Below are 4156 nucleotides of genomic sequence, written 5' to 3' on the forward strand. Positions count from 1 at the left end.
GGCGCGCCCCCTTGCAGGGGGGAGGCGAAGCGGAACGCAGTCCGCGCAGCCTGGGGGTGATCTCATGTTTCGGCCGCTCCGTGCATGGCGTAGAAGCGGGCGATGACGGCTTCGATCGCCAGCCCTTCGAGGCGGATGTCCTCCACCGCATGCGCAGCGGCGATGCATGCGATCAGCGCGGGCGCGGCGGTCTGCGCGGGGTCGAAGTCGAGCACCAGCGTCTGGCCGTCGCGCGAATGCACGCGAGCGCCGGCCACCTCTACGGGCAGCTCGGCGTCCTGCGCGAAGTCGACCACGAGGCGCCGCTCGGCCATCACCTGCGCGCGCAGCGCCTCGACCGGGCTGTCGGCCAGCACGCGGCCGTGGCCGATGATGATCACGCGACGCGCCAGCGCCTCGACGTCGTGCATGTCGTGCGTGGTCAGCAGCACGGTGGTGCCGCGCTCGCGGTTGGCGCGGCGCACGAAGTCGCGCACGGCGAGCTTGGAAGGCGCGTCGAGGCCGATGGTGGGCTCGTCCAGGAAGAGGATGTCGGGCTCGTGCAGCAGCGCCGCCGCGATCTCGGCTCGCATGCGCTGGCCCAGCGAGAGCTGCCGCACCGGCTGCGCGAGCACGCGCTCCAGGTTCAGCAGCGCCACCAGCTCGTCGCGCGTGCGGCGGTAGCGCGCGGGTTCCACGCGGTAGATGTCGCGCAGCAGGTCGAAGCCATCGCCCACGGGCAGGTCCCACCACAGCTGCGTGCGCTGCCCGAAGACCACGCCGATGCGGGCCACGTGGCGCTCGCGGTCGGCGAAAGGGTCGCGCCCGTCGATCTCCACGCGCCCGCCGTCGGGCCGCAGGATGCCCGAAAGGATCTTGATGGTGGTCGACTTGCCTGCGCCGTTCGGCCCGATGAAGCCCAGCAGTTCGCCGCGCTCCAGCGAGAACGACACGCCCGACAGCGCCTCCACCGTGCGATGGCGCCGCTGCACGAGGCCGCGCAGCGCGCCCATCACGCCAGGGTCGCGCTCGGAGATGCGGTAGGTCTTGCGGAGGTCGTCGACGAGGATGTGGGGCATGGGGAGCGCCGCGCCGGCCTCCATGGCACGGCGGGGGCGGGATGCTACACGAAAGCGCCGGTACGATCGCCGCTCTTCCAGCATTCACCGCTCCATGCCTTCCCTGCCCTCCTCGCCACACCATCTTCTTCCGCTGACCCGATGGCCCGAGGCCGCGCGCGGTGCGCTCATCGGCGTATTCACCGACATCGACGACACGCTGACGCACGAGGGCGCCATCACGCCCGATGCGCTGCAGGCGCTGGGCGATCTGAAGGCGGCGGGGCTCCCGGTGGTGGCGATCACCGGCCGCCCGGTGGGCTGGAGCCTGCCCTTCGTCAACACCTGGCCGGTCGATGCCATCGTGGCGGAGAACGGCGCGGTGGCGCTGCTGCCCTCGGCCGACGGCCGCGTCGAGAAGCGCTACCAGCAGGACGAGCCCACGCGCGCGGCCAACTTCGCGCGCATGCAGGCGGTGCTGGAACGCATCGAGCGCGATCTGCCGGGCGTGGGCCGCGCCACCGATTCGCCTGGGCGCGAAACCGACGTCGCCATCGACCACAGCGAGTTCGTGCAGTTGAGCGACGCCACCATCGCCCAGGTGGTGGCGCTGATGCGCGGCGAGGGCATGCACGCCACCGTCAGCAGCATCCACATCAACGGCTGGTACGGCGACAACGACAAGCTCGAAGGCGCGCGCTGGATCGTGCGCGAGCTGTGGGGCCGCACGCTCGACGGCGAGATGGAACGCTGGGCCTACGTGGGCGACTCCACCAATGACCAGCTGATGTTCCGCAGCTTCGCGCACAGCATCGGCGTGGCGAACGTCGCGCGCTTCGTGCCGCAGCTCGAGCACCTGCCGCGCTACGTGACGCAGGGCGAGCGCGGCACCGGCTTCGCGGAGGCGGCGCACGCGATTCTGTCGGCACGCTGAGGCCTGCGCAACGCTGCGAAAACGCTGCGCGCAAGCAACACATCCGAAAAAAGCAGGGACAAAAAAAGCCCGCGCGAGGCGGGCGAAAGGACCGTTCGACGGGGTCCTTGGAGAAAAAAAGTCTCGGGGTTCGCAGCGCTCAGAAGCTGTGGCGGATGCCGAACTCGTAGCCCATCGACGACTTCGGCCGCAGTGCCACCTGGTTGAAGGTCGAGAGGTACGACGGGCCCGCGCCCACCGTGAGGCCCGCGCCGTTCTTGTTGGTCACGCGCGCGATCGTGCCGTAGAGCGCGGTGCGCTTCGACAGGTTGTGCACGTAGCCCAGCGCGAACTTGCTGGCCTTCGGATCGGGCGTGTTCACGGCGAAGAGGGCCGGCACGCGGTTGTAGTCGTACTTGACCTGCGAGTACGAGGCGCGGATCTGGCCCGGGCCGATCGGTACGGTCACGCCAATCAGGTAGCCGGTGAGGTCGGTGCTCGGCACCGGCGTGAAGATGTTCAGCGGATCGCGCTGGTCCTTCGAGCGCGAGTACTCGCCGAACAGCTTGGCCACGCCGAAGTCGTAGGTCGCACCCAGGTTGAATGTCTTGATCTTGCCCGGACGCGCCACGGCCGAGGAGCCGGAACCGGAGGTGAAGCTGGTGTTGTTCTGCGCGTAGCTCACGGCCACATCGAACGGGCCCGAGGCATAGCCGACGCGGCCACCGATGTGGCGGCCGGTGTTGGTCTTGTCGGCGCCGGCCAGGGTGTCGGGTGACAAGCGCGTGATCTCGTGGAAGCTGTAGCCCACGTTGCCGTAGAAGCCGCCCAGGTTGCGCGGCAGGAAGTACTGGACCATGTTGCCGGCGCGCTTGTAGGTGCTGTTGCTGCCGTAGCCGGTGCCGGAAGCCGACGCTTCGTTGGCATCGATGATCAGCGAGCCGCCGATGCCGGTGTCGCCGAACGGGTCGAACTGCTCGTCGTTCAGCACGGTGGCCGTTTTGTCGCGGCCGAGGCGGATCTCGCCGAAGCTGCCGGCAACGCTCACGGTCGAGCGGCGGCTGAAGCTGGCGACGCCGGTGGCGCCGTCGTCGTTGGTGATCGGGGCCTCGAGCCAGAAGCTGGCCGACAGGCCGCCACCGAGGTCTTCCACGCCGCGGAAGCCCAGGCGGCTGGAGCTCAGGCCCGAGTTGGCCAACTCGCTGCGGCTCGCCTTCACGCTGTAGAAGGGGGTAAAGGGGGTAGCCGTGGTCGATTCGCTCTTGTTCGACACGTTGCGGTAGGCCGCATCGACGACGCCGAACAGCGTCACGGTCGATTGCGCCGACGCGGCACCGCAGGCTGCCAGGGCAGCCAGAACAAGCAGGGATTTTTTCATTCGTATCACTCCAGGATGGGGAAGTTGCCGCTCCGATGCCGGATGCAGCTGTGAAGAGCCCGGGCTTCTGCGCCACAAGACTGCATCGGAGTGTTTCCATCGCGGAAGACAAATGAATTACATGGGGTAAGCACCCAGCCCCTGAAGGGCCACCTCTATTGACACGAGTGTCCTGACTGCTTTCTGACTTGAAACACCCTTCCAGCCGTTCACTCGCTCGCGGGCAATTCACGCGGCCGGCGGCGTAGAACCACCCACTGGTTCCAGGTGCCGAATGCCGCGATCAGCAGCAGCACCGCCGCATAGCCTTCTGCCGTGTTCAGCAGTCCCAGCGGCGCCACCAGGAAGCCCGCGAGCATCGCCGGCAGGCTGAACGCGAGGTAGCTCACGACGAAGATCGCCGCGAAGAGTTCGCCGCGCTCGTGCGACTGCGCCATGGGCGCGAGCGTCTGCACCAGCGCCGAGAAGGCGCCGCCGAAACCGACGCCCGCCACCGCCGTGCCGACGAAGAAGAGCGCGAGCGAGCGCGTCGCGAGCGCAGCCAGCAGCAGCACCAGCCCGAGCGCGATGCTGGCCATGCCGGCGATGGCCGGACGCGGTGCCGCGAAGCGGCCGAGCAGCATGGGCGCGATGGCTCCCATGCCGGAGAGCACCGCCACGGTCAGGCCGTTGACCACGCCGTTGTCGATGCCGAACACGTGCAGCATCAGCGAAGGCGCCAGCGACAGGTACAGCCCGCCGAGCGCCCACACCACGATGAACACCGGCAGCCCGCGCGCGAACTCGGCGCGCGCCTTGGCGGGAATGGACACGCGCGGCACCAGCGAG

General features: G+C 68.8%; 3 protein-coding genes and 1 pseudogene. 1 reads left to right on the forward strand and 3 read right to left on the reverse strand.

What is annotated here, in order from left to right; all coding sequences use genetic code 11:
* Nucleotides 1-62 precede the first annotated feature (62 nt).
* Nucleotides 63-1058 (reverse strand): ATP-binding cassette domain-containing protein, encoded by a 996-nt coding sequence (locus QMO14_RS32875; protein ID WP_301512314.1) that lies wholly within the window; start codon nucleotides 1056-1058, stop codon nucleotides 63-65.
* A gap of 94 nt (nucleotides 1059-1152) precedes the next feature.
* Between QMO14_RS32875 and QMO14_RS32880 the strand changes: the two genes are divergently transcribed.
* The gene (locus tag QMO14_RS32880) at nucleotides 1153-1971 is read left to right on the forward strand and encodes an HAD-IIB family hydrolase (RefSeq protein ID WP_301512316.1); all 819 of its coding nucleotides are present in this window, start codon (nucleotides 1153-1155) and stop codon (nucleotides 1969-1971) included.
* A gap of 139 nt (nucleotides 1972-2110) precedes the next feature.
* On the opposite strand, the gene QMO14_RS32885 is transcribed toward QMO14_RS32880, so the two are convergent.
* Nucleotides 2111-3328, reverse strand: a complete 1218-nt coding sequence (locus QMO14_RS32885) for a porin (protein WP_301512317.1) — start codon at nucleotides 3326-3328, stop codon at nucleotides 2111-2113.
* Nucleotides 3329-3537: 209 nt separating this feature from the next.
* Nucleotides 3538-4156: pseudogene (locus QMO14_RS32890) on the reverse strand (MFS transporter); the annotation flags it as partial.

Source organism: Variovorax sp. CAN15 (genome assembly GCF_030462475.1).
In the GTDB taxonomy this organism is placed as follows: Bacteria; Pseudomonadota; Gammaproteobacteria; order Burkholderiales; family Burkholderiaceae_C; genus Variovorax.